Annotated in this window: 11 protein-coding genes; 4 read left to right on the top strand and 7 right to left on the bottom strand. The window is 64.9% G+C overall.

Annotation, left to right across the window (positions count from 1 at the left end):
• Positions 1-2,351: condensation domain-containing protein (locus A0O30_RS08545; protein ID WP_146256308.1), on the bottom strand; the 2,351-nt coding region annotated here is incomplete at its 3' end.
• Position 2,352: 1 nt separating this feature from the next.
• The gene (locus A0O30_RS08540; protein ID WP_105946179.1) at positions 2,353-16,557 is read right to left on the bottom strand and encodes a non-ribosomal peptide synthetase; all 14,205 of its coding nucleotides are present in this window, start codon (positions 16,555-16,557) and stop codon (positions 2,353-2,355) included.
• 184 nt (positions 16,558-16,741) lie between these two features.
• Between A0O30_RS08540 and A0O30_RS08535 the strand changes: the two genes are divergently transcribed.
• On the top strand, positions 16,742-17,695 hold the full coding sequence (locus A0O30_RS08535; RefSeq protein WP_105946178.1) for a siderophore-interacting protein: 954 nt from the start codon (positions 16,742-16,744) through the stop codon (positions 17,693-17,695).
• A gap of 145 nt (positions 17,696-17,840) precedes the next feature.
• Here A0O30_RS08535 and A0O30_RS08530 read toward each other — a convergent pair whose 3' ends face one another.
• From A0O30_RS08530 to A0O30_RS08510, 4 genes are all read right to left on the bottom strand, one after another.
• A complete protein-coding gene (locus A0O30_RS08530; RefSeq protein ID WP_105946177.1) occupies positions 17,841-19,232 on the bottom strand; it encodes an aspartate aminotransferase family protein in 1,392 nt (463 codons plus the stop codon).
• A 214-nt stretch (positions 19,233-19,446) separates the two neighbouring features.
• The gene (locus A0O30_RS08520) at positions 19,447-20,769 is read right to left on the bottom strand and encodes an ATP-binding protein (RefSeq protein ID WP_105946176.1); all 1,323 of its coding nucleotides are present in this window, start codon (positions 20,767-20,769) and stop codon (positions 19,447-19,449) included.
• Positions 20,766-21,449, bottom strand: coding sequence for a response regulator transcription factor (locus A0O30_RS08515; RefSeq protein WP_016711682.1), 684 nt, complete (start codon positions 21,447-21,449; stop codon positions 20,766-20,768). The genes A0O30_RS08520 and A0O30_RS08515 overlap by 4 nt, the downstream gene beginning before the upstream one ends.
• Before the next feature lie 46 nt (positions 21,450-21,495).
• Positions 21,496-22,077 (bottom strand): NTP transferase domain-containing protein, encoded by a 582-nt coding sequence (locus tag A0O30_RS08510; RefSeq protein ID WP_177410264.1) that lies wholly within the window; start codon positions 22,075-22,077, stop codon positions 21,496-21,498.
• Positions 22,078-22,296: 219 nt separating this feature from the next.
• On the opposite strand from A0O30_RS08510, the gene dsbD reads away from it, so the two are divergent.
• The 3 genes from dsbD to dsbG are packed head-to-tail and all read left to right on the top strand — an operon-like array spanning position 22,297 to position 25,605.
• Complete coding sequence (gene dsbD / locus A0O30_RS08505) at positions 22,297-24,009, top strand: protein-disulfide reductase DsbD (RefSeq protein ID WP_105946174.1); 1,713 nt, start codon at positions 22,297-22,299, stop codon at positions 24,007-24,009.
• Complete coding sequence (locus A0O30_RS08500; protein WP_105946173.1) at positions 24,009-24,845, top strand: TlpA disulfide reductase family protein; 837 nt, start codon at positions 24,009-24,011, stop codon at positions 24,843-24,845. The genes dsbD and A0O30_RS08500 overlap by 1 nt, the downstream gene beginning before the upstream one ends.
• A 1-nt stretch (position 24,846) precedes the next feature.
• Entirely contained in the window at positions 24,847-25,605 is a 759-nt protein-coding gene (gene dsbG / locus A0O30_RS08495; protein WP_105946172.1) for a thiol:disulfide interchange protein DsbG, read from the top strand.
• Positions 25,606-25,713: 108 nt separating this feature from the next.
• On the opposite strand, the gene A0O30_RS08490 is transcribed toward dsbG, so the two are convergent.
• Complete coding sequence (locus A0O30_RS08490; protein WP_105946183.1) at positions 25,714-26,652, bottom strand: RHS repeat-associated core domain-containing protein; 939 nt, start codon at positions 26,650-26,652, stop codon at positions 25,714-25,716.
• Between the last annotated feature and the right edge of the window lie 294 nt (positions 26,653-26,946).

Genomic DNA, 26,946 nt, shown 5'->3' with positions numbered 1-26,946 from the left:
AAGGTCTGTTGCGCCAGCTCTGCAGGCAAGGCTTCGCCGCTGCACACCACGCGCTTGAGACTGCTGCAGCGCTCGACCTCGGCGCTGCCCATGAACGCCTGCAGCATCGACGGGACAAAGTGCAGCGTGGTCACCGCGTGCTGCCTGATCACCTCCACCAGGCGCTCCGGATCACGGTGCTCGCCCGGTTGCGCCACGGCCAGGCGTGCGCCGGCCAGCAGCGGCCAGAAAAACTCCCAGACCGAGACATCGAAACTGAACGGGGTTTTCTGCAGCACCGTATCACTGGCATCCAGGCCGTAGGCCTGTTGCATCCAGCACAGGCGGTTGACCAGCGCGCGATGGCTGTTGCCCGCGCCCTTGGGCCGGCCGGTGGAACCTGAGGTGTAGATCACGTAGGCCAGGTTGCCCGGGCGGGTGTGGTGCACCGGGTCGGCGTCGCTGTAGCCCGGCAGCGGTTCGAGCAACAGTGGCTGCACACCCTCAGGTACCGGCAACTGCGCCAGCAGGTGGGCTTGCGTCAGCAGCAGGCCGATGCCGCTGTCCTGCATCATGTAGGCCAGGCGCTCGGCGGGGTATTCCGGGTCCAGCGGCACATAGGCGCCACCGGCCTTGAGGATGCCCAGCAGGCCGATGACCATGTCCACGCTGCGCTCGGCGGCAATGCCCACCAGCACGTCCGGCCCCACGCCTTGTTGGCGCAGCTTGTGCGCCAGCTGGTTGGCGCGCCGGTTCAGCTCACGGTAGCTCAGGGCCTGTTCGGCAAACACCAGCGCCGGCGCGTCCGGAGTGGCGGCGACTTGCGCCTCGATCAGTTGCTGCAGGCACTGCTCCAGCGGATAGTCGGCGTGGGTGCGGTTCCAGTCGTAGACCACCTGTTGCTGCTGCGCGGCATTCAGCAGCGGCAGCTCGGCGATGCGCTGCTGCGGCTGGGCAACGATGGCGGCCAACAGGCCCTGCCAGTGCCCGGCGAGCTGGGCGATGGTGGCTTCGTCGAACAGCGCGGTTGCGTAGGTCAGCGACACCGCGATCCCTGCCTCGTGCTCCACGGTCTCCAGCGTCAGGTCGAACTGCGCGGTCCCGCGTTCCCAGTTCAGGGTCTCGACAGCCAAGCCAGGCAGCTGCCGACCCTGCCCGCGCGCTTCGGTCTGGTGATTGAACATGACCTGGAACAACGGGCTATGGCTGAGGCTGCGCTCTGGCTGCAAGGCTTCGACCAGCTGCTCGAACGGCAGGTCCTGATGGGCCTGGGCACCCGAGACGCGTCGCTGAGTCTGCTCAAGCAGTTCAGTGAAGGTCATCCCCAGGTCGAAGTCCGCCTTGAGTACCTGGGTGTTGACGAAAAAGCCGATCAGGCCTTCGGTCTCCATTCGATTGCGGTTGGCCGTGGGTATGCCGACACGGATATCGTTCTGCCCGCTGTAGCGGTGCAGCAAGGTCTGGTAGCTGGCCAGCAGGAGCATGAACACTGTCACGCCCCGATCACGCGCCAGCTGCTTGAGGCCGGCACACAGTGTGTCGTCCAGGCTGATATCCAGGCTTGCACCTGCCCGGCTCTGCACGGCCGGGCGAGGACGGTCGATCGGCAGTTCCAGCACCGGCTGCTCACCCCCCAGCTCGGCCTCCCAGTACGCCAGCTGACGCGCCAGCTCGCCCGCTTCCATGCACCGGCGTTGCCAGATGGCATAGTCGGCATACTGGATCGGCAGTTCCGGCAACGACGCCGGCTGGCCAAGGCGATGCCCCTCGTAACTGCGGATCCATTCGTCCAGCAGTATCGGCATCGACCAGCCATCGGAGACGATATGGTGCATGACCAGGATCAGCACATGGTCGGCCTCGTTCACCTGCAGCAGCCTTACTCGCCACAGGGGCGCCTGCCCCAGGTCGAAAGGCTGGCCGGCCTCTTCTTCGATGCGACGTTCAAGGCGCTCGGCAAAATCAGCGTCTGGTGCCGCTGCAAAGGGCTCTCGCACAATGTCCACCCGCACACTCGGTTCAATGACCTGGACAGGCTGGTCGCCGTCCTGGGCAAAAGCGGTGCGCAGGCTTTCGTGGCGGTGCACCAGGTCTTCCAGGCTACGCTGCAGAAGCGCGGGGTCCAATGCGCCCCTGAAACGCAGGGCCATGCTGATGTTGTAGGCCGCGCTTTCGGGCTCGAACTGCCAAAGGAACCACTGGCGCTGCTGGGCATACGACAACCCGATGGGCCCCCATTCGTCCCGTATCCGCGGGATCGGCAGCCGAGCGAAGCTCATGCCCTTGGACTGCATCTTTTCAAAGAATTGCTTGCGCTGCTCCAGTGGCAGATGCAGGAACCGTTTAACCAGCTCGATGTTCTGGGCCGTCATTTCAAACACTCTCCAGTTCTGCCAGGAAATCACTCAACTCATCGACATCCGCTGCGCTGGCAGGCGCCAGCTCAGCCATCGTCGCCACGTAGTCCGCAAGTCGCCCTGCACCGAACAAGGCCGAAAGCGGCACCTCCAGCCCCAGCAGCAACTGCACGCGCTGGGTCGCCTGGACTGCCAGCAGCGAATGCCCGCCCAGCTCGAAGAAGTTGTCGTTCATACCGACCCTTTCAAGCTTCAGCACATCGGCCCAGATCGCTGCCACCTGCACTTCAAGTTCGCTGCAAGGCGCCACGAAACCTTGCTGAAGCGTGTTTGCATCCGGTGCAGGCAGGGCTTTGCGGTCCAACTTGCCATTGGGGGTCAGTGGCAGAGCGTCCAGCGCGACGAAGTGCGCCGGGACCATGTATTCCGGGAGCATGGCCTTCAGGTACTCACGCAGGATGTCGCGAAGCGACTGCATGCACGCATCAGCCACAAGGTACGCGACCAGTTGCCGCCCACCCGGGCCTTCGCTATCGATCACCACCGCTTCGCGAATGGCGGGATGCGCAAGCAGCTTGAGTTCGATCTCGCCCAGCTCGATGCGGAAGCCACGGATCTTCACCTGATGATCGATACGCCCGATGTACTCGATCATGCCGTCGTTGCGATAGGACGCCAGATCACCTGTCCGGTACAGACGGCCTCCGCCATGCTCGGAAGTGTCGAAAGGATCGGGCAGGAATTTCTCCGCGGTCAGTGCCGGACGCCCCAGGTAGCCCCGGGCAAGACCGGCACCGGTAAGGCAGAGCTCGCCCGCAACACCGGACGGCATGGATTTACCATTGATGTCCAGCGTGTACGCTGTCGTGTTCGCGATAGGCCGGCCAATATTGGCTCGCCCACCGGACTCACGGCGGGTCCAGGTGGAATAGGTGGTGTCTTCGGACGGCCCGTACAGGTCGTAGACATGCTCCACGTGGCCCAGTGCATAGAGCCTGTCCACCACTGGCTGCCGCAAGGGTTCGCCTGCCAGGTTGACAATGCGCACGCTCGCAGGCAGCGAACCGGCGTCGAGCAGCGCCTTGATGGCCGAAGGCACGGTATTGACCAGGCGTACGCGTTCTCGCGCCGCCAGGTAGGGCAGTTCCAGCGCATTCTGCGCGAGCACCGCGTAGCCACCCGCAGCCAGCGTGACAAACAGCTCCCATACCGACAGGTCGAAACAGATGGACGTCGATGCCAGCACGCCTTGCAGGTCCTGCGTGGTGTAGACCGTACGCGCCCAGCCGATCAGCGCCGTGACATTGCGGTGCTCGATCAGCACACCTTTGGGCAGCCCCGTGGATCCCGAGGTGTAGATGCTCAGTGCCAGGCTGCCCGGCGCGGTGACATTGTCCAGATTCCCATCAGCGTCATCTCGCAGCTGCAAACGGTCAAGCAGCAAGACTTCGGCCGTCCCGCCCTGCGGCAAGCGATCCGCCAGCGAAGCCTGGGACAGCAACAGACGAGCCTGACTGTCCTGCATCATGTAGGCCAGGCGATCACGGGGGTAGAGAGGGTCCAGCGGCACATACGCACCGCCTGCCTTCAAGATGGCAAGCAGACCGATCACCATCTCCAGGCTGCGCTCGAGTGCGACCCCTACCAGCACATCCGGGCCCACCCCGCGCTCGCGAAGGTGGTGCGCCAACTGGTTGGCACGCCGGTTGAGCTGTTGATAGGTCAGGTGTTGGTCGCCGAATATCAGCGCGGTGGCATTCGGCGTGCGAGCGGCCTGCGCTTCGATCAACAGGTGTACACAAGGCGCGTCCGAAAGCGACAAGGCATCACCGTGTCGATGAGCGAGGTCCTGCAGGTCCTCGTCCTGGGTCGTCATTGCCAGGTCACCCAGCCTCTGATCTGCACCACTGACCAGCGCCTGCAACAGCGTGCCGAAATGGCGGGCGATCTGCGCGATGCTTTCTTGCGTGAAACACTGGCGGTCGTAGCTGTAGTGCACCGACAGGTGCGTACCTGCGCCAATCGCCAAGGTCAGCGGCACGCTCGACTGTTCATGCCCGTGCACGTTGCCGAACACGAGCCCGGCGGGTGCGCTCTGCTGCAGAGCATCGCCGACCGGGTAGTTCTCGAACACCAGCAAGGTATCGAACAGCCCTTCCCCACCCGATCCGGCCCAGCGCTGGATGTCGTACAAGGGGCTGTGTTCGTATTCGCGCAGCGCCAGGTTCTGCGCCTGCAGTTGCTGCACCCATTCCGCCACCCGCTGCTGCGGACGCGGGTTGGCGACCACCGGCAGCGTGTTGATGAACAGCCCCAGCTGTTGCTCGACACCGCGCAGCTCCGCTGGGCGACCGGATACCGTCGCACCGAAGCTCACGCACGATTGCCCGGTGTAACGCTGCAGAAGCAGCAGCCACGCCGCTTGCACCAAGGTATTGACGGTCACCCGCTGCTGCCGGGCAAAAGCAGCCAGCGCCTGCGTCTGCTGCTCGCTCAAGCGCTGCTGGTGTTCACCGTAGCCGGTACCCAGGCGGGCCTTGTCCTGACGCATGGCCAGTGCCAGGCGCGTAGGCTCGTTCAGGTCATGCAACTGCTGCTGCCAGAAGGCCTGAGCTTGCAGGGCATCCTGGCGCTGCATCCATTCGATGTAATCGCGATAGCGGCCCGTCAGCCCACCGTTCGGCACCCCGGCATAAGCCTGGAGCACCTCAGCGAGCAACTGCGCATTGCTCCAGCCATCCATCAGAATGTGATGGCTGGTGAAGACCAGATGGCACGATGCTTCGCTGGTGCGGATAACCGCCAGGCGCAGCAGGGGGTCATGCTGCAGGTCGAAGCCCTTGCGCAGATCCGCTTCGGCCCAGCTGTCCAGGGCCGCACCCTGCTCGGCGATGCCGGCCCAGTCCAGGTACGTGAACGGCAATTCGAGCTGCCTGCGAATGACCTGCAGCGGGTGCTGGAAGCAGGTCACGAAGTTGGCCCTGAGCACCTCATGGCGATCGACAGCAGCCTGCCAGGCGAGCCTGAAGCGTGGCACGTCGAGCCCTTTGACGTCGACGCGCATCTGGTTGATGTAATGCCCCCCGCCTTGCTCGAACAGGCTGTGGAACAGCATGCCCTGCTGCATGGGCGCAAGGGGATAGAGGTCTTCGATCTGCGCCGCCGGAACAGGCAGGCTGTCCAGTTGGACCTGGGTCAGCCCGGCCAGCGGAACATCCGAAGGCGTCAAACCTGCGTGGGTATCCGCCAGGCAATGCTCGACAATCGCCTTGAGCTCGGCAGCGAACTGGTCGGCCAGGCGCTGCACCGTGTCAACGTTGAACAGGTCGCGGCTGAAGGTCCACTCAAGGTTCAGCTCACCGGCATAGACCTGGCCATTGATCGACAACCAATTGTCCAGCGGCGCTTCGCTGCTCTGGCTGGCGCCGGCGCTTTCGCCAGCAGGCACCAGGAACGCCGACGCATCGGCGTCCGAGCCCGGCGCGAAGCTGCCGTCGAACTGCCCCAGGTAGTTGAAGGTGATGCGGGGGTTCGGCAACTGCGCAAGCGCTGCGCGGGCCTGCTCATCGCCCAGGTAGCGCAGGGCACCGTAGCCGATGCCTTTGTCCGGGATCGACCGTAGCTGTTCCTTGATCCGCTTGATCGACGCATCAAGCGTCTGCTCCGGGCTCAGTCGCACCGGGAACACGCTGGTGAACCAGCCCACGGTCCGCGTCAGGTCAATGGTATCGAACAACTCTTCGCGGCCATGCCCCTCCAGTTGCACGAGCACGTCGCTGCGCTGGGTCCAGCGTGCGATGACGCGGGCCAGTGCGGTCAGCAGCAAGTCGTTGACCTGCGTACGGTAGGCAGCAGGTGCTTGTTGCAGCAGTTGCCGGGTACTGGCCGAATCAAGACGGGTGCGGGCGGTGCCGACATGCATGCCATGCAACGAGCCACCCGGGTTGTCGCAAGGCAGGTCTGCATCAGCCTGGCCGAGTTGCGCCTGCCAGTAAGCCAGCTGCGCCTGCAGCGTTTCGCTGCGTGCGTAGCGCTGCAAGTGCGCAGCCCACGCCTGGGTCGCGCTGGTCTTGGCTGGCAGGTCGACTGGCTGGCCGGCATGCAACTGGCGGTAGGCGGTTTGCAGGTCTTCCAGCAGCACGCGCCAGGACACCCCGTCCACCACCAGGTGATGGATCGCCAGCAACACGCGCTGGCTGCCATCCGCGAGGGTTGCCAGCAATGCCCGCAGCAACGGGCCACGCTGCAGGTCAAGGCTACCCTGGACGTCATTGCACAACGCTTCAAGCGCCTCGGCATCCGCCACAGTAGCCTGCCACAGCAGACCTTGCTGTGGCTCTGGCGAACCGTAACGAGCCGTCCATTCACCCTCTGCACAATCGAAGCGCAGGCGCAGCGCGTCATGGTGGATCACCAGGGCCTGAAGCGCTTGCTCCAGTGCCTGGCTGTCGAGCGCCTGACCTGCCTTGAGCAACAGCGCCTGGTTCCAGTGGTGGCGCTGGGCAATGTCCTGCTCGAAGAACGATTGCTGGATCGGCAGCAGCAGGGTCTGGCCAGTGGCAGCCTTCTGCTCGATCAGCAATCCGCCTTCGTCCCCTTGCCTGGCGACCGAGGCCAGCCCTTGGACGGTCTGGTGCTGGAACAGCTCTTTGGGGGTGAAGCGGATACCCGCCTGGCGCGCGCGGCTGACCACCTGGATCGAAATGATGGAATCGCCACCCAGTTCGAAGAAGTTGTCGGACAGCCCCACCTTATCGACTTTCAGAACATCCGCCCAGATCCCGGCGATGGTCTGCTCCAGCGCATTTCGAGGTGCCACGTACACTTGCTGCAGCTGAGTGACGTCAGGCGCTGGCAGGCCCTTGCGGTCCAGCTTGCCATTGGGCGTGAGCGGCAACGTGTCGAGGAATACCAGGTGCGTGGGCACCATGTAGTCCGGCAAGGTCGCCTTGAGGTGATCGCGCAGTTCGCTGCGCAGCAGGCTTTGCCCCGGCAGGTCGTCGGGCTGCACATCCGCACTGACCAGATACGCGGCGAGCTGCTTGCCGCCTGGGCCCTGGATGTCGATGACCACACTTTCGCGCACCGCCGGGTGATCCTGCAACCGCGCCTCGATCTCGCCAAGCTCGATACGGAAACCGCGGATCTTGACCTGATGGTCGATGCGCCCCAGATAGTCAACCAGACCGTCGGCGCGGGTGCGGGTCAGGTCACCGCTGCGGTAGACCCGCTCGCCGTTCGCGGCGAACGGGTCGGGGACGAAGCGCTCGGCGGTCAGGCTTGGGCGGTCGAGATAGCCACGCGCCAGGCAGAGCCCGCCGAGGAACAGTTCGCCACTGTGCCCCAACGGCACCAGGTTGAGGCTGGCGTCGAGGACATAACTGCGGCGACGCCCGACCAGGCGGCCGATAGGCGCGTAGGCCGCGCCGCAGGTATCGCCTGGCGACGCGCTCCAGAGCAACGGTGTGACCACGGTTTCGGTCGGCCCGTAGCCGTTGAAGATGTATTGCGGGCACAGGGCCTGCCAGGCCAGCTCGTATCCGGCCTGCGGTACGGCATCACCACCGAAGCAATAAATGCGCACCGGTGGCGGGTTGCCCACGCGCAGGGCATGCTCGGCCAGCTGTTGCAGATAGACCGGCGGGAACACGGCAATGGTCACGCCATGCCGGTGCATCTCGGCGTAGGCCTGCTCGGGCAGCCACAGGCTGTCGTCACGCACCAGCACACTGGCGCCGTTGATCAGCAGGTGCATCCAGGCCTCATGGGCGCCATCGAAGGCGAAGGACATGAAGTGCAACTCGCAATCCTGCGGGCCGGTTTCATAGCGTTCACCGTTGGCCAGAATGTGCGAGGCCAGAGGCCCGTGCGCCACTGCTACACCCTTGGGCATGCCGGTCGAACCCGAGGTGTAGATCACATAGGCAAGGTTGTGCTTTGACAGCGCCACCTCGGGCGCCGTGTCCGGGCCTTGTTGCCAGGCGGCCGGCAGGTCCACCGCCAGCGTCGGCAACCCGTGCGGGATTGGCAGCGTGCCCAGCACATCGCTCTGCGTCAGCACCAAGGCCGCAGCGCAGTCCTGCATCATGTAGCGCAGGCGGTCCTGCGGATAGGCGATGTCCAGCGGCACATACACGCCACCTGCCTTGAGCACCGCCATGAACGCCACCATGATGTCGGTGGAGCGGCGCATGGCGATGACCACCCTGACCTCCGGGCCGACGCCTTGCTCGATCAAGCGGTGCGCCAGGCGATTGGCCTGCGCATCGAGTTGGCGGTAGCTCAGGCATTGATCGTCGAAGCGGATCGCGATGGCTTCGGGGGTGCGGGCAACCTGGTCTGCGAACAGTTGATGGACGAAACGGTCGTCCGGATGGTCGTCGCGAGTCTGGTCCCACCTTGCCAACAGTTGCTCACGCTCCTGGCTGCCCAGCATCGCCAGTTCGGCGACACGCTGATGGGGTTGACGCACGATGTCGGCCAGCAGGTTGCACCAATGCTGCGCCAGCGCCTCGATGCGCGGGCGGTCGAACAGCGACGTGGCGTAGACCAGCGAGGCCCCCAGCCCGTCGGCATGCTCGAAGGTATCAAGGGTCAGGTCGAACTGTGCGGTATAGCGCTCCCAGGCCATGCCTTGAACTTCCAGCCCGGGCAGGCTGCGCGCCTGCCCCCGCTGTTCGGTCTGGTGATTGTAGAGCGCCTGGAACAGCGGGCTGTGGCTCAGGCTGCGCTCAGGGTGCAGCGCCTCGACCAACTGCTCGAACGGCAGATCCTGATGAGCCTGGGCCGCCAGGGCCGTCTGACGCGTTTGCTCAAGCAGCTGGCTGAAGGTGGTGTGCAGGTCGAACTCGGCCTTGAGCACCTGGGTATTGACGAAGAAGCCGATCAGGCGCTCGGTTTCCAGGCGGTTACGGTTAGCGATCGGCACCCCGACGCGAATATCGTCCTGCCCCGAATAGCGGTGCAACAGGGTCTGGAAGCTGGCCAACAGCAGCATGAACAGGCTGACGCCCTGCTGCTGGGCCAATGCCTTGAGCGCGTGCACGAGGTCGCGGTCCAGGTCGATGGCGAAACTGGCGCCGGCGAAGTCCTGGTTAGCCGGGCGCGGGCGATCGCCGGGCAGTTCGAGCACCGGCTGCCGGTCGCCCAGCTGGGCCTTCCAGTAGGCCAGCTGGCGCTCACGCTCACCGGCCTCCATCCACTGCCGCTGCCATACGGCGTAGTCGGCGTACTGGACAGGCAGCGCAGGCAACTGCGCCGCCTGCCCGTTGCGCAGCCCTTGGTACAACTGCACCAGTTCATCGACCATCACCGGCATCGACCAGCCATCGGAGACGATATGGTGCAAGGTCAGTACGAGGACGTGGTCATCCTCGGTCACGCGCAACAGTTTCACGCGCAACAACGGCCCGAGCTCCAAATCGAAGGGGCGTTGCGTCTCTGCCTCGACCAGGCGCTTGAGCAGCGCGGCCTGTTCGTCTCCCTCGCACGGTTCGACCCCTTCGCAAGCCAGGCTGAACGGCTGCGCCGGGTGGATCGCCTGCAGGGCTTGGTCACCGGCCTGGCGGAAGGTGGTACGCAGGGTCTCGTGCCGCGCGATCAGCGCTTCGAAACTCAGGCGCAGTGCCTCGACATCCAGCTCGCCGCGCAGTCGCAAGACCGTGGCCATGTTGTAGGCGGTACTTTCAGGGGCCATCTGCCAGAAGAACCACTGCCGCTGCTGGGCATAAGACAAGGCCAACGGCTGCGTGCGGTCGACCGGCTGCAACGCCAGGGCAGGCGCGTGCGTGCCCTGCCCTGCCAAGGCGACGAAATCAGCCAGCACCGGGGCTTCGAAAAGCGTGCGCAGGGGTATTTCCAGGCCCAGGGCCTGGCGAATGCGCGAGGTGACCTGGGTAGCCAGCAACGAATGCCCGCCCAGTTCGAAGAAATGGTCGGTCAGGCCGATGCGTTCAACCTTGAGGACCTGGGCCCAGATGGCTGCAATCTGTTTTTCGCGTTCGCTGCGAGCGGGCACGTAGGCAGGCTGGTCGAGGCTCAGGTCGGGCCTTGGCAGCGCCTTGCGGTCCAGCTTGCCGTTCGGCGTCAGCGGCAATTGGCCGAGGAACATCAGGTGCGCCGGAACCATGTAGTCCGGCAATGCAGCCTTGAGGTGGCTTGACAGGTTTTCACGCAGCGCATCCTGCGGCTCAACACCGCCCTCGATCACCAGATAGGCGACCAGTTGCTTGCCGGTGGGCCCGTCGATGTCGATGACCTGCGCTTCACGCACCCTGGCATGCTCTTGCAGTCGCGCTTCGATCTCGCCCAGTTCGATGCGCAGGCCGCGAATCTTGACTTGATGGTCGATGCGACCGACATAGTCGAGAACACCCTCGACACGCGCGCTTGCCAGATCACCGGTACGGTACAGACGGCCGCCGCCGACCGGGTCGAACGGGTCGGGAATGAAACGCTCGGCGGTCAGCGCCGGGCGGTTGAAATAGCCACGGGCGAGGCAGCCGCGACCACCGATCAGCAGTTCGTTCACCCAACCGGCCGGGGCCAGGACAAGGCCATCGTCACAGACATAGGTCACCCTGCCGCCCACCGCCCGCCCGATCGGCACGATGGCCTTGCCACCGGCACCCGGCTGCAAGCCTGCACAGTCCTGAACAGTGGTTACCACGGTCGCTTCGGTAGGCCCATAGGTATTGAGCAGACGTGCCTGCTGCAACCCGCTGGCGTACCAGTCGCCAAGGCTTTCCATCGGCATGGCTTCACCGCCCACGTGCACCTGACGCAGCGACGCGCAGGCGCCGGCGGGCAGCTTTTCCGCCGCCAGCATGCGCCAGTAGGCGGTGGTCAGGTCCGCCACGGTGATGCCGTGGGTGACGATGGCCTGCTTGAGGGTTTCGATGTCCCACAGCTGCGAGCCGCGCATGACGACCCGGGCACCGCAACACAAGGCCGGGTAGAGCTGCTCGACAAAGCCGTCGAAGTTGACCGTGGCGAACTGCAGCACCCGATCACTGGCATCGAGCCGCGAATAGTCAGCCGCCACGCCGCAGAACACCGACAGCTCCCGATGAGCGATGGCCACACCTTTGGGCTTGCCGGTAGACCCGGAGGTGTAGATCACATAAGCCAGGTTGTCGGGGACGGTCAGGCTCACCGGGTTGGCCGCACTGTAGTTGCCCAGCCAGTGCTCATCCGCCTGCATTTCAAGGCAGGTCACCGCTGTGGAAACCGGCAGCATCGGTGCCAGGTGGGGCTGGGTCAGGAGCAGGTGAACACCGCTGTCCTGCATCATGAAGCGCAGGCGCTCCTGCGGGTATTGCGGGTCGAGCGGCACGTAGGCACCACCGGCCTTGAGAATGCCAAGCAGGCCTACCACCATGTCCAGGCTGCGTTCCACGGCGATGCCAACACGCACCTCAGGCCCCACGCCAAGCTCGCGCAGCTTGTGGGCCAACTGGTTGGCGCGGCGGTTGAGTGCCTGATACGTCAGTGCCTGATCATCAAGGACCAGCGCCGTAGCCTCCGGTGCGCGCAGAACCTGCGCCTCGAACAGCTGATGCACGCCGAGGCCTTCGGCGAAACGCAAGGGGGCCGGGTCGACGGTTTCGAGTGCCAGCGTGTGCTGGGCAGCCGACAGCAAAGGCAGCTCGGCCACCGGCAATGCCGCGTCCTTGGCCAGGGCGCCCAGCAGGTTGACCCAGACCGATGCGAGGCGTTCGATACGCTCGACGTCGAACAGGTCCGATGCATAGCCAAAGGAAGCGATCACACCATCGCTGCGTTCGAGGGTGTCCAGCGACAGGTCGAACTGCGTGGTGTGTTCGACCAGGTCGACTTCCTCGACACGCAGCCCTTGCACGCTGTCGCCGGAGACCCGCTCGCCAAGGTCGCTCAGGTGGTTGTACATGACCTGGAACAGTGGGTTGTGGCCCAACCCCCGCTCGGGTTTGAGCGCTTCCACCAGCACATCGAAGGGGATGTCCTTGTTCGCCTGAGCCTGCAGGGTGGTCTCCTTGACCGCCAGCAACAAGTGCCTGAAGGACTGCAACGGATCGACCGCCACGCGAGCGACCAGTGTGTTGACGAAGAAACCGATCAGCCCTTCCAGCTCAAGGCGATTGCGGTTGGTCACCGGCATGCCGATGTTGAGCGTTTCGCGCCCGCTGTAGCGCGACAGCAGCAGTGCGAACGAGGCCAGGAACACATGGAACAGCGTGGCATTGGCAGCAACCGCCAGACGCTGCAGATCGGCGGTGAGCGCGGCAGGCAGGAGCACATCCACGCGCCCGCCGCGATAGCTCTGGACCTGAGGGCGAATACGGTCGGCAGGCAGTTCGAGGACTGAAAAATCGTCTTCCAGCGTGGTTTTCCAGAATGCCAGCTGGGCCTGCAGCTCACCCGAGGCCAGGCGTTCGCGCTGCCAGGCAGCGTAATCGGCGTACTGCACCGCCAGCGCCTGGCGTTCGAGCGACTGCCCGGTGGTGTGGGCGTTGTAGACGGCAGCCAGCTCGCGGACCATGACGCTCATGGACCAGCCGTCCGAGACGATGTGGTGCAACAGCACGGTCAGCACCTGCTCCTGCGAGCCACCCTGGAACAGCTTGACCCGAATCAGTGGCCCCTGCTCGAGATCGAAGGGCGTAAGCGCCTCGTCCTGTAGGCGCTGCTGCAGCGCCCGGCCGTCGGCAGTGCTGAGGTCGTGGTACTCGATGCACGGCGACGCTGCGGGCAGTATGCGCTGCCGGGGGATGCCGTCATGCTCTTCGAAGATCGTGCGCAGGGATTCATGGCGCATCACCAGCGCATCGAACGCGGCCTGCAACGCGGCCCGGTCCACCTGGCCTTGCAAGCGGATGGCCAGGGGGGTGTTGTAGGCGGTGCTTTGCGGGTGCAGCTTCCAGAACATCCACTGGCGATACTGAGCGTGCGAAACCTGCAGCGGCACCGTCCGGTCCAGCACCTGGATCTCGCCCCCGGCGACCTGCTCCAGCCCCTGCAGCGCCTCGACGAAACCGGACAGGTCGGCAGTGTCGAACAGCACCCGCAAGGCCACGTCCAGGCGCAGTTGCTGCCTGATCCGCGAGACCACCTGAGTGGCCAGCAGCGAATGGCCACCCAAGGCGAAGAAATTGTCGTCGAGGCCGACCTGGGCCTGTTGCAACACGTCGGCCCAAATGGCCGCGACCTGCATTTGCAGTGCGGTCTCGGGAGCCCGGTAAAGGGCCGTGACAGCGACCGGCTCAGGCAATGCCTTGACGTCGACCTTGCCGTTGAGGGTTACCGGCAGATGCTCCAGCAGCATCAGGTAATGCGGCACCAGATGCTCAGGCAGGGCGAGCTTCAACGCGGCCCGGATACCGTCGACGACTGCTTGACGGGCTTCGTCCTGCGCAGCCCAGTGCTGCGGGACCAGGTAGGCGGCCAGCTGCCGATCGGCGTCTTCGCCAACCACGCGCACAACGGCGCTTTCGATTCCCGGCAACTGCCGCAGACAGGCATCGATCTCGGCCAGTTCGACGCGGTAGCCGCGAATCTTCACCTGGCCATCGATGCGCCCGGCAAACATGCATTCGCCGTCAGCGTTCAGGCGTACCCAGTCGCCGGTACGGTACATCCTCGCACCCTCGGTGCCGCAGGGGTCGGGCACGAAGCGCTCGGCGGTGAGCGCCGCCTGGCCCAGGTAGCCACGCGCAAGCCCTGCACCGGCGATATAGAGCTCCCCCCTGGCCTTGCCGGGCACGGGCTGAAGGCAGCTGTCCAGCGCATGGGCGCGCAGGTTCTCCAGCGGCTGGCCGAGCACCGGGCGATCCTGCAGGGCATGGGTAAGGACGCCGACCGTCGTCTCGGTGGGACCATAGTGGTTGATCACGTCGAGGTCGGGCGCCAAGGCCTTGATGCGGCCCAGAAGCGCCGCAGTGCACGCTTCGCCTCCGACCACCAGGCAGCGCCGTGGCAAGGCCTCGGCACCTGCGGCGAGCATGGCCTGCAAGTGCGAGGGGACGATCTTCAGTGCATCGATGGCATGCGCCTGCAGGTAGGCGGCGAAGACCTGGGCATCGAGCACGGTCTCCTTGGGCAGCATGTGCAGGGTCTTGCCGTAGCACAGTGCACCGAACAGCATGGTGTGGCCAAGGTCGGCCGCCGGCGTGGTGACCATCGCCAGGTTGGCGATCTGGTCCATGGGCAGGCGTTGGCTGACGCCGCGCACGTAGTTGACCAAGGCGCCATGGCTGACCGCGACGCCCTTGGGCTTGCCGGTGGTGCCAGAGGTGTAGATGACATAGGCAAGGTTGTCGGCATGGACCGCCACCTTGGGCGCCGACGCTGACGGGTAGTCACCCGCCACGTCAATCGCTGCGACGCCTTCAGGCAGGCTGATCTGCCCCGCTCGGCCCACTACCCACTTGACCTCGCTGTCGGCAAGCATGAAGTCGATGCGCGACTGGGGCTGGTCAGGGTCCAGCGGCAGGTAGGCGGCACCGGCCTTGAGCACGGCCAGGATGCCGATGAGCATCTCGCAGGACCGGTCGGCCACCACGCCGACCCGCTGATCCGGCTGTACGCCACGCGCCAGCAGTGCGTGGGCCAGGGCATCCGAGCGTGCCTGCAAGGTGGCATAGCTGATTCGACCGGCGTCGCCGCTCGCTGCAAGGCCTTGCAGGTTGAGGTTGGCGGCCGTTTCGATCAGGTGATGAACGCACAGGCCGGGCGTTTGCGCCCCGGCAGCTTGCGGCTCCAGCGGCTGTACCGCCTGGGTCGCCAAGGGCAGCTCGCCGACCGCAGTGGCGGGCGATTGGGTCAGCCCGTCGAGCAGTCGCAACCAGTCCTCGCCGAAACCGATGATCGTGGCTTCTTCGAAGACATCCAGCGCATAGGTGAACACCGCGTGCAGACGCCCGGCGCTTTCATAGGTGTCCAGGGAAAGGTCGAAGCGAGCGCTGTGCTTGTCCAGGGCGACTTTTTCCAGCGTCAGCCCACTGCCAAGGCGGACCTGACCGGCGTCGGCGATGGCCGCCTGATGGTTGAACAGCACCTGGAACAACGGGCTTTGCGCGCTGCTGCGATCCAGTTCGAGCGCCTCGACCAGGCGCTCGAACGGCAGGTCCTGGTGCGCCTGGGCGCCCAGGGCGGTGTCTTTGACCCGGCCGAGTAGCTGGCTCACATCCATGAGCGGGTCGATATCGGTATGCAGCACCTGGGTGTTGATGAAGCAACCGATCAAGCCTTCTACTTCGGTACGGTGGCGGTTGGCGACCGGAACGCCGACGCGGATGGCGCGCTGGCCACTGTAGCGTTGCAGCAGCAGCTTGAACGATGCCAGCAGCACCATGAACAGGGTAACCCCTTGGGCACTGGCCAACGCCCTGAGACGCTCGGCAAGCGCTGGGTCAACCTGCAACTCGCGCCGCGCGCCGCGATGGCTCGGTGCGCCGACACGGGAATGGTCGAGCGGCAACTCAAGCACGGCATGATCATCGCCCAGTTTCTCGCGCCAGTAGCTCAGCTGTCGCTCCTGCTCACCGGCTTCCAGCCAGCTGCGTTGCCACAGCGCATAATCGCGGTACTGGATGGGCAGCGCCGGCAGGGTCGCTTCGCTGCCCTGACAGGCAGCATCGTACAAGCGCACGAACTCGTCGATCAGCACGTTCAGCGACCAGCCATCGGCCACGATGTGGTGCAGGGTGAGCAGCAGCACGTGCTCGTCGGTAGCCAGTTGCAGCAGGTTCACGCGCAACAGCGGCCCTTGCAGCAGGTTGAAAGGTGCCTGCGCCTGGGCTTCTGCCAGTGACGCGACACGGGCCTCGCGTTGCGCCGCTGCCAGGGCGGTGAGGTCGTGCTCGACGATGGCAACGGCCTCGGCAGCGAGGACCTCCTGGTACAGATGCTCACCCTGGGTACGCAGGCGCGTACGCAGGCTCTCGTGGCGCGCAACCAGGCGATCGAACGCTTGCTGCAGGGCCTGGCGGTCGAGCTTGCCCTTCAGGCGCACAGCCATGGGCAGGTTGTAGGCAGCGCCCTGGGGGTCCAGCTGCCAGAGAAACGACATACGCCGCTGGGCGTAGGACAACCCATCGCGGTCATCGCAGGCAACATCGGCAGGGATCGGAAACAAGGAAAAATCAACGCCCTCTGCCTTTAGCCCGGCCAGGAACAAACGGCGTTTCTCCGGCGGCAGTTCGATAAAGCGGCGAGCGAGTTTCAACGAGTTTTCGGCATTCATGCAATGCGTCCTTAGCGATAGGAAGCGGGACCACAGGGCCCAGTCATCCCTCAAAGACGAAACAGCCGCGAGCTGATTTAGCCAAAGCCCCGGCCACCGCCGGCAGCCCAGGCTGCGCGATTAAATCACCGGGTGGGCGACTCGTCTGAACGTCATACCCATCCTCCAGAAGGCGGCCCTCGCGATGCTCTCCACCCTGGCCAACAACCTGCGCAAGCGGGTCACTCAAGCGCTCCCCGGCAAACGCCCCAGCTATCGAATCTTTAATGTCCAGCTGAAGCGGCGGATCGCGCTCAGCCCTTCGCTCACCCGGCTGGTATTCACCGGACCAGAAGTTGTTGAAATGACCACCCTGGCCCCAGACCAACGGGTCAAGCTGCTGTTTCCCGCCCCCGACGGCTCACCGCCCAGCCTGAACAACGACCTGCACTGGAAGGCCGCGCACAGCGCCCTGCCACCGGCCCAGCGCCCGCCGATGCGCACCTACACCATCCGTGCCTTGCGCCGTGAGGCGCTGGAGGTGGATATCGACTTCGTGCTGCATGGTGTCAACGGCCCCGCCTCGGCCTGGGCCACCCACGCGCAGGTGGGTGACCGTTTGCAGATAGTCGCGCCCAACCTGGCCTATGAAGGCGACCCCGGCGGTTATGAATGGAAGCCACCGCAAGGTGTGCGCAATGTGCTGCTGGTAGGTGACGAAACCGCACTGCCGGCGATTGCCGGCATCCTGGAGCAACTGGCTGACACCCAGCCCGAGCTGGCGGTGCAAGCGTTCATCGAGGTGCCGCTGGAGGCGGATTGCCTGAGCCTGCGCCATGGCGATGCCACTGCACTGCACTGGCTGCCGCGCGAACTGCTGAGCTGCGCACATGGCCAAGCCATGCAGCACGCCGTGCGCGAGCTGGCCAGCCTGCCGCTTGGGCACGCCGCACCACGGGCGAAGCTGGAAGACGTGGATATTGATACTCGCATCCTGTGGGAACAGGCCAGTAGCGACAGCAGTGAGTTTCACGCCTGGGTGGCGGGGGAATCGGCGACGGTGATGGAGATACGCCGGCACCTGATCAAGGAACGTGGATTGCAGCGAGAATGCCTGACGTTGATGGGGTATTGGCGGGCCGGGCGGACATTCGATTAACAAGCGCTAAACCCTTGGGGCTGCTACGCAGCCCATCGCCGGCAAGCCAGGCTCCCACAGGTACAGCGCAATGCTTGAGCGTTGCGCTGTACCTGTGGGAGCCTGGCTTGCCGGCGATGGGCCGCGAAGCGGCCCTAGGGATGGATCAGACTGCCGCGATGAATGCCTCGGCAAAACGCTGCGCCACTTCATCGACCTGCTCGCCGCTGATGATCAACGGCGGCAGGAAACGCACCACGGCGCCATGCCGCCCACCCAGCTCCAGAATCAGCCCACGCTTCAGGCACTCTCGCTGCACCTTGGCCGCCAGATCGCGGTTGGCCAGCGGCTGGCCAAGCGCATCCCGCTTGCCTTGCGGGTCCACCAACTCCACGCCGAGCATCAACCCACGCCCGCGAATGTCGCCCAGCTGCGGGTAATCGCGCTGCAACTGCTGCAGGTGCCCGCGCAAGCGCAGCCCCATGGCCTCGGCGTGCTCGGCCAGGCGGTGTTCCACCAGGTAGTTGATTACCGCCGAACCCGCCGCCATGGCCATCTGGTTGCCCCGGAAGGTGCCGGCATGCGCGCCCGGCTTCCAGGTGTCCAGCCAGTCGCGGTACACCACCACCGCCAGCGGCAGGCTGCCGCCAATGGCCTTGGACAAGGTGACCACGTCCGGCACGATGCCGGCATGTTCGAAGGCGAACATGCGCCCGGTGCGGGCAAAACCGCTCTGGATCTCGTCGACGATCAGCGCCACACCGGCCTGCTCGGTGATGCGGCGCACGCCCTTGAGCCACTCGATATCGGCCGGGATGACCCCACCCTCGCCCTGCACCACCTCCAGGATGACTGCAGCCGGCAGCGGCACACCGCTTTCCGGATCAAGCAGCAGGTTTTCAAGGTAATGCAGGTTGGCCTTCACCCCGGCTTCGCCACCCAGGCCGAACGGGCAACGGTAGTCGTAAGGGTACGGCATGAACTGCGCGCCATTGCCGAGCAAGGCCCCCAGTGGCTCCTTCGGCCCATGGCTGCCCATCAGGCTCAACGCCCCCAGGCTCATGCCATGGTAAGCGCCCTGGAACGCCAGCACGGTGCTACGACCGGTGGCCGTGCGGACCAGCTTCAGCGCTGCTTCTACCGCATCGGTGCCGGTCGGGCCACAGAACTGCACCTTGGCCTCGCGGCGTAGCGCCTCGGGCAGGATGCCGAACAGGTCCTGGACGAAACGGTCCTTGACCGGCGTGGTCAGGTCCAGGGTATGCAGGGGCAACTCATCGGCCAGTACCCGCTGGATCGCCTCGACCACCACCGGGTGGTTATGGCCCAACGCCAACGTGCCGGCGCCGGCCAGGCAATCGATGAACTGGCGGCCTTCGACATCCTCCACGTAGATGCCACGGGCGCGCTTTAGCGCCAGCGGAATGCGCCGTGGGTAGCTTCGGGCATTGGATTCCTGTTGTTGCTGGCGTTGCAGCAGGGGCGATTCGGTAAATTCGTACAAAGGTTGCGACGCGCTGACCGGTGCAACCTGGGCAAGGCTGGAAGCGGTGGACATGGGTAAATCCTCGCAAACAAGCGAATGGGCAGTTATCGCTTGGAAAACGCTTGAGTGCCGGGAGGATTTAGCGGTTGTTGTGGGATTTTGCTTTACCTGTGCCGGCCCTTTCGCGGGCTCGCCCGCTCCCACAGGGACCGCACGGGTTCTGAAACTTGTGTAGTACCTGTGGGAGCGGGCGAGCCCGCGAAAGGGCCGGCACAGGCAATAATGATCAACTGGCCGAGCGCGCCGGCACCTGCAGCAACACCCGCAACCCATCGCTACGGCTGTCGAAGCGCAAACTGCCGGCACACCGCTGCACGATCGCCTGCACGATCGCCAACCCCAACCCGCAGCCACCACTCTGTCCGTTACGCCAAAAGCGCTCGGTCAGGTGCTCAAGGTCGGCGTCGGCAATCCCCGGCCCATGGTCGCGCACCATGAACCCCACCTGCCCGTCGGCCATCTGCACCTCCAGTTCCACCGCCGCATCGCCCCCATGGCGCAGGGCGTTGTCCAGCAGGTTGCGCAGCGCGGCCACCGCCAAGGGGGCCGGCATGCCCAGGTAGATCTGCGTCGCTTCTTCAGGCAAACGCAGCACGATGCGCCGGTTATCACCGCCACCGGCGTCCTGCACCGCCTGCCGAGCCACCTGTTCGGCGCTGCACTGCACGCCATCTTCGAACGACAGGCTGCCTTCCACCCGCGCCAGCATCAGCAACTGTTCCAGCGTGCGATGCATGCGGTCGGCCCCTTGTTCGGCATGCTCCAGCGCCTGCTCGCGCACGGCACCGTCGGTCATGCGCGCCACTTGCAGGTGGGTCTTGATCGCGGTCAGCGGGCTGCGCAGCTCATGGGCGGCATCGTCGGTCAGGCGCCGCTCGCGCTCGATGGTCTGGGCAATGCGCAGGAACAGCTGGTTCTGGGTTTCCAGCAACGGCTGCAATTCGCTGGGCATGCCTGCCACCTGCAGTGGCTCGACGCTATCGGCACGCCTTCGCCGTAGCGCATCGCGCATGCGGTTGAGCGGCTCCAGGCCTTTGCCCAGGCCAATCCACAACAACCCCAGGCTGCCGAGCAGGGCCATCAGCACCGGTGCAGATGCCGCCAGCAGAATCGACTGGTTCAGCGCCTCACGCTCCATGTGCCGGTCAGCCGTGGTGATGCGCACATCACCATGGTTGTAGGTGAAGGTACGCCACAGTGCACCGTCGATCGTCTGGTCTCGGAAGCCACTGCGCTCGTCGTCCATGGCGCCATCGTGCTTGTGGTTGCTGGCAAGGATCTCGCCACGCAGCGAGCTGACCTGGCAGGCCATGCCGTCCGGTACGCTGAACTGGTCGGCAGAAAAGTGCGCCTCCCCGCCCTTGGCGGTGAGCGGCTGCGGCAACTGGTCGATCAGCCCGGCGACCATACGCGCCGACGCCACCAGGCGCTGGTCGAGGGAAAACATCATCTGCTGGCGCAGGTCGCGCAGCATCCACGCAGCGGCCAGCACCCAGATGATCACAAAGGCACTGCCCAGGATAAGGCTAAGGCGTACCCGCAGGCTCATGATGCGGCCTCTTCCGGCGCCTGCGCCGGGCCCAGGCGGTAACCCAGGCCACGTACGGTCTCGACGATGCCGTTGCCCAGCTTGCGCCGCAGGTGGTGAATATGCACGTTCAGGGCGTTGCTCTCGACTTCGTCGCTAAAGCCATACACGCAGTCTTTCAGTTGTTCGCTGGACAACACCCGCCCAGGGTTCTGCAGCAATGCCTGGAGTAGGGCCTGCTCCCGGCGGGACAAGTCGACCGGCCGTCCGGCCAGGGTCGCCTCGCAGCTGCTGGGGTCGTAACGCAACGGGCCGTGCTCGATCACATTCACCGCCCGCCCCGCCACCCGCCGCAGCAGCGTGTGCAGACGAGCGGCCAGCTCGCGCAGGTCGAAGGGTTTGAGCAGGTAGTCGTCGGCACCGGCCTGCAGGCCATCGACGCGGTCGGTGACGGCATCACGAGCAGTCAGCACCAGTACCGGCAGTGTTTCGCCCTGCTGACGCAGGCGGCGCAGCAGTTTCAGGCCGTCTTCGTCGGGCAGGCCGAGGTCGAGAATCATCACATCGAACTGCGCGGCCTGCAGCATCGCCCGCGCACCGGCGGCGTTACCCACCCGGTCAACGGTCAGGCCCTGGGCGGTAAGGCCGGCGCAGATGCCGGCGGCGATCAGGTCGTCGTCCTCGCAGAGCAGAACGTGCATGGTGGAGCTCCCGGAGTGGTATGGCTGGCATTGCACCTTGGGCGGATTAAGGTGGGATTATGAACCAAGCGAGGCCCTGCGGCGTGTCGACATCCAGCAATACCCCTGCATCTTCCACCTCGACCACCACACAGCTACCCCGGTGGGCATGCACCACCGAGCGCGCCCCTTCATCGCCATGCAGTTGCCCCAGCGCCGGCCAGAAATCCCGCCCGAAGATCACCGGGTGCCCTTGCTGCCCTGCATGGCGTGGCAGCACGATACGGGACGCATTGGCGGCCTCGGCCAGGCGGCGCAGGGTTGCCGGCTCGATACATGGCATGTCACCCAGCAGAATTGCTACCGCCTTTGCCTGGCTGTCGTGAAGCGACCGTGCCCCGACAGCCAGGCTATGCCCCATACCGGACGCGGCATCAGGGCTGCCGATTACCCGGCAACCGGCAGGCAACCCGAAATCCTCCCCGCGCTCCCCCTCACGCAAGACCACACGCACCTCGTCGAACACCGCCCTGGCCCGCTCCACGCTGTGCGCCAACAGGCTGCGGCCATCGGCCAGGGTCGCCCGGCGCTTGTCGGAGCCGAAGCGCGTGCTGCTGCCAGCCGCCAACACCAGCGCCATCACGCTCACGGCGCAACCTTCTGGCGCTTGCCAAACCACTGCAACGCCCGGCATACCCCCTGTCGTTCACAATGCTGCACGTTTGCTCCGCCTTCAGCGCGACGAATCGCAGGGATTCAAGACCGACATACAGGGGGCCACAATTCGTATCCGTTGAAAAGGGGTTAACCTTGGGTTAATCGACTCCAGCCAGCATGGCCCCATTCCTGGATCTGCCAAGGCGAAGACATGCGCGTTTTCCTGCTCTTCCTGACACTGTTGCTGGCCGGCCCCTTGCAGGCCAACCCGTTCGACGTCAAACCTGACTTTCTACCGGTCAACCAGGCCTTCGTGCTCACCCACGACCGCCAGGCCGACGGCCAGATGCGCCTGTACTTCCAGATCAAGCCGGGCTACTACCTGTACCAGAAGCGCCTGAAGTTCGACGGCCTGCCCGCCGATCAGCACCCGCAGCTGCCGCCGGCGCTCAACCACCATGACGAGTTCTTTGGTGACAGCGCGGTGTACCGCGACCAGCTTGAGCTGCTGCTGCCCGCCAATGCCCAGGGGCAATTGCGCCTGGGCTGGCAGGGCTGTGCCGACGCCGGCCTGTGCTACCCGCCGCAAACCACGCAAATCGACCTGGGTGGCAGTGTGGCGCCTGCCGCCGAGCAAGCCGGCGACCAGGCGCTGGCCAGCGGCCTGCAACAGGGCCACCTGGCCTGGAGCCTGCTGGCGTTCTTCGGCCTTGGCCTGCTGCTGGCCTTTACCCCCTGCTCGCTGCCCATGCTGCCGATTCTTGCCGGGCTGGTGCTGGGCAACGGCGCCAGCGCCCGGCGCGGCTGGCTGCTGGCCGGGGTGTATGTGCTAAGCATGGCGCTGGTGTACGCCGCCCTGGGCGTGGTCGCCGCGCTGCTGGGGGCCAGCCTGCAAGCTTGGCTGCAGCAACCCTGGCTGCTGGGCAGCCTGGCGGGGCTGTTCGTGCTGCTGGCCCTGCCGATGTTCGGCGCCTTCGAACTGCAACTGCCCGCCGCCCTGCGGGACCGCCTGGACCGCGCCGGGCAAGGCGCCCGTGGCGGCAACCTGTATGGTGCGGCACTGCTGGGGGCGTTGTCCGGCCTGCTGCTTGGCCCGTGCATGACCGCGCCACTGGCCGGGGCGCTGCTGTACATCGCCCAAAGCGGCGACGTGTTGCAAGGCGCGCTGGTGCTGTTCAGCCTTGGCCTGGGCATGGGCGTACCGCTGCTGTTGCTGGTGACCCTGGGCAACCGCTACCTGCCTCGTCCGGGCGCCTGGATGGAGCGGGTCAAGGGCGTGTTCGGCTTCGTGTTCCTGGCCATGGCGCTGTACACCCTGCGCAGCCTGCTGCCCGCCACGCTGCTGCTGGCGCTGAGTGGCGCCTGGCTGATCGCCCTGGCCTGGGCCAGCTGGCCGGCCTTGCAGCGCCAGCCAGCATTGCGCGCCGTGCCACTGCTGGGCGCCCTGTGGGGCGGCCTGTTGCTGGTCGGCGCAGCAGCCGGTGGCGACGACCTCTGGCAACCCCTGCGCCCGTTCGCTGGGGGCGCCACGCCGGCCGCCGCCCAGCAGGCCGAAGACCGTTTCGTGACGGTGAGCCGCCCTGAAGACCTGCAACGTGAACTGGATGCGGCCAAGGCCCGTGGCCAGTGGGTGATGCTCGACTACTACGCCGACTGGTGCGTGTCGTGCAAGGTCATGGAAAAGCAGGTGTTCGCCCGCAGCGACGTGCAGGCCGGCCTGGCCGGCGTGCACCTGTTGCGCCTGGACGTGACCGCCGACACCCCGGCCAGCAAAGCCTTGCTGCAGCGCTACCAGGTACCCGGCCCGCCCAGCATCATCTGGATCGGCCCGGAAGGCGACGAACGCCGCGCGCGGCGCATCACGGGTGAAGTGGACGCCACCACGTTCCAGCAGCACTGGGCCCAGACCAGGAGCCAAGGCTGATGCTGACCGTAACCCTCGGGCCACTGACCATGGCCCTCAACCACCTGCTGATGCTCGCCGCCCTGGGGGTCGCCAGCGTGGTCGGCTGGTTCGTCGCCCGGCGTGGCGGCGAAAGCCCGGAGTCGGCACTGTTCAACCTGTTCCTGATCGGTGTGCTGGCTGCCCGCGCAGGCTTCGTGCTGGCCTACTGGCCGATGTACCGCGATGAGCCGTTGCAGATCATCGACATTCGCGACGGCGGCTTCCTGTTCTGGTCGGGCCTGGCCGGTATCGTCCTCGCAGCCCTGTGGCAGGGCTGGCGCCAACCGGGCCTGCGTCGCCCGCTGGGTTGGGCGCTGTTCAGTGGTGCGTTGTTCTGGGGCCTGGCCAGCCTGGGCGGGCACCTGTACAGCAAAGGCACCGAGCTGCCGGAACTGAGCCTGCGCAACGCTGGCGGCCAATCCGTCGCCTTGCACAGCTACCGTGGCAAGCCGCTGGTGATCAACATCTGGGCCACCTGGTGCCCGCCCTGCCGCCGGGAAATGCCGGTGCTGCAACAGGCGCAAAGCGACTATCCGCACGTGACCTTCCTGTTCGTCAACCAGGGCGAGACCCCGGAAAACGTCAGCACCTTCCTTGCCACCACCGGCCTGAGCCTGACCCACGTGCTGTTCGACGGCACCGGCCTGCTGGCCCAGCGCGTCGGTTCCATGGCCCTGCCCACCACCCTGTTCTACGACGCCGACGGGCGGCTGGTTGGCAGCCACCTGGGCGAACTGTCCCGGGCCAGCCTGCGCCACGCCCTGGAGCCTTTCGACCGGGCCACCGCGCCCGCCCCTGCCGCACAAGGAAACTGACATGCGACTGACTGCCCTGCTGCCCCTGTCCCTGGCCCTGCTGGCCGCCCCCGCCTTGCAGGCCGAAGAGCTGCCCAAGGCCGTTCAGCAACTGCAAGCCAAGGGCGCCGTGATCAAAGGCAGCTTCGATGCGCCCAACGGCCTGCGTGGTTACGCCGCCGAGTACCAGAACAACGCCCTGGCCCTGTACCTCACCCCCGACGGCAAGCATGTGCTGGTCGGCAGCCTGTTCGACGAACAAGGCAAGGACCTGAGCGCCGAGCCGCTGGAAAGGCTGGTGTATGCGCCGATGAGCAAGGAAATCTGGGCGAAGATGGAGAAAACCGCGTGGATTGCCGATGGCAAGGCCGATGCGCCACGCAAGGTTTACCTGTTCAGCGACCCGAACTGCCCGTACTGCAATATGTTCTGGGAACAGGCACGGCCATGGGTGGAGTCGGGCAAGGTGCAGTTGCGCCATATCATGGTCGGCATCATCCGCAAGGACAGCCCGGGCAAGTCGGCAGCCCTGCTGGCGGCGAAAGACCCGGCCAAGGCATTGCAGGAGCATGAAAAAGCCGGCAAGGCCAGCACGTTGAAGGCACTGGAGCAGGTGCCGGAGGCCGTGCAGCAGAAGCTGGCGGCGAACATGGCGTTGATGGAAGAGATGGGGTTGCAGGCGACGCCGGCGATTTTCTATCAGGATGAACAGGGCAACCTGCAGAGCCAGCAAGGCGCGCCGCGACCGGAGTTGCTTGGGAAGATTCTTGGCAAGCGCTGAATGTTAGATCGCCGGGGCAATTGTCCCATCTGTTCGGGCCGCTTCGCGGGTAAACCCTCAACCACAGGCTCATCGATGCAGGTCTACCGAAGAAATTCGCGAATATTCCTACAACCGTGGGCCGTTCAGTGCTTTGCGTACTCCGTCGGTAATGCGACGAAGTTCATCATCGGAGTCCGACTCCGATGATGTGTCGAACGAAGCTGATCTGGTTCGCTGAGCCGCCCGGAATTTTCTGCTGGCCTCGATATCACGGATAAGTTGGTCCCTCGCACCATCAGGACGTGATTGGGGAGGGAGCTTTATATCGGGTCGTTTCACCAAAAGCTCATTGGAGTGGCCAAGGGCGGGGCCGACGGTACCCTTAAGTGCGGCATCGAGTAGTTGCTCAGGATGACTCAGCGAACGCTCGATCTTTTGGAAGGCTGGCCTGGTCATACGGTAAAGGTGTTTATTGGCTATTGATAATGCGCGAGCGCTTTCCAGGTCTAGATGTCTGATGATTGTGGAGAATATGTCGGGTTCATGTATGGAAGTGATGGAAGTGGCCGATTGCGGCATCTGAGCGGAAGGACGTAGCGTGCGTTTCATCCGGCCGCTGGGGTCGACGTGGTTGACGGGATCGCAACTGCAATAGCAGTATGCATTTCTCCCCCCCTTTCCAAACGGGCTCAACCTGTCAGGCGAGATGAATCGCATCATGGCGGGGTTGAATGATCGATAGCCGTTGCCTAGCGCATAGCCACCCGGAACGAGAGAGAAAGCTTCGCCATTGAAACCAAGTAATGTGAGTGATGACGGTAGCTTCGGGTCGTGACCGTAAGCTGAGTATGCGTGATGTTCCCCTGTGTCAGTTTCCTGCACCGACAGTACCGAGGCCTTTTCATCTGTCGCGAACAAACCGTATGCCTCACCGCCAGCGACTCGTTGCTCGGCCAAGGGCAGATCAGGCGTGCGAAAAAGGGTGCGATGCTGGTCACCCTGCTTCACCGTTATGAGCGTATCACCTTGGTAGAAGACCAACACCCTGTTCGATGAACTGATCATGATTGAAACCCCTGATGTCCGGAGTGGATAGAGAACGCTGCTACCCACTGTGAACCCCTTGCAGAGATTGAGGAACTGGTAGAAATAGGAGGTATACCGCGATGGCTTTTTGTCCATCAGCCCATTAATGGTATATCCCATACGTACCCCATCAACTCGGGGGTGTGGTCACGGGCGTCCTGACAAGGAGGGCCAACACTGCATCGCGACAGGAATTACTTGGGAAGATTCTTGGCAAGCGCTGAGTTTTTGGCTGCCTGCACCGGCCTCTTCGCGGGCATGCCCGCGAAGAGG

This window comes from Pseudomonas sp. LLC-1 (assembly GCF_002992185.1).
Lineage (GTDB): Bacteria > Pseudomonadota > Gammaproteobacteria > Pseudomonadales > Pseudomonadaceae > Aquipseudomonas > Aquipseudomonas monteilii.
The sequence above is the reverse complement of the archived record's forward strand: the minus strand, read 5'-3'. Positions and strand labels throughout refer to the sequence as shown.